Annotated in this window: 1 pseudogene; it reads left to right on the top strand. The window is 52.8% G+C overall.

What is annotated here, in order from left to right:
• Positions 1-151: 151 nt before the first annotated feature.
• Positions 152-623 (top strand): annotated as a pseudogene (locus EN808_RS35085) (hypothetical protein); the annotation flags it as partial.

Below are 623 nucleotides of genomic sequence, written 5' to 3'. Positions count from 1 at the left end.
TGCAACAAATGCTTCAAATAAATTTATAGAATCTTTGCGAGCGCAAGTCCCTGAAGGTTATAGGTTCATCTTAAATCTGAGGTCAGGCGCGCTGAAAGAGGCTAATACCCTGTTTACGCCCGGACCGCCGCAGCTCGCAATGGAGAAATGGATGCCAAGAGCAACGAGAGCGCTTATCCTAGTTGAAGGTCATAGGGGAATTGGTCTGCGATACGTCCAAGCGGCCCAGAGTCTTGGTTACCATCCAATTACCCTGTCGGCTGATCCTGCTCGGTATGACTACCTTGCGGCGGAAAGTGTCGAGACAATCCGTGTCGATACAGACAATCTCGATGCGCTGATTCACGAATGTTCGCGGCTACGTGCGACGTATGACATTGCTGGCATTACTGGCTTTGCGGGCGACGACGAGTCGATCTACGCGACAGTTGGCAAGCTCTGCCTGCATTTCGATCTACCGGGACCGAACCCCGCATCGATTGAACAATGCTGCGACAAATTTACTCAACGTCAGCTCCTCGCGGAGGCCGGCATTCCAATACCTGCTTATCGCTTAGCAGCGAATGCAGCGGAGGTTGAAATCTCTGCCGCCGAGATCGGCCTGCCGGTGATTCTGAAGCCAG

Source organism: Mesorhizobium sp. M8A.F.Ca.ET.165.01.1.1 (genome assembly GCF_004792065.1).
Taxonomy (GTDB): domain Bacteria; phylum Pseudomonadota; class Alphaproteobacteria; order Rhizobiales; family Rhizobiaceae; genus Mesorhizobium.
The sequence above is the reverse complement of the archived record's forward strand: the minus strand, read 5'-3'. Positions and strand labels throughout refer to the sequence as shown.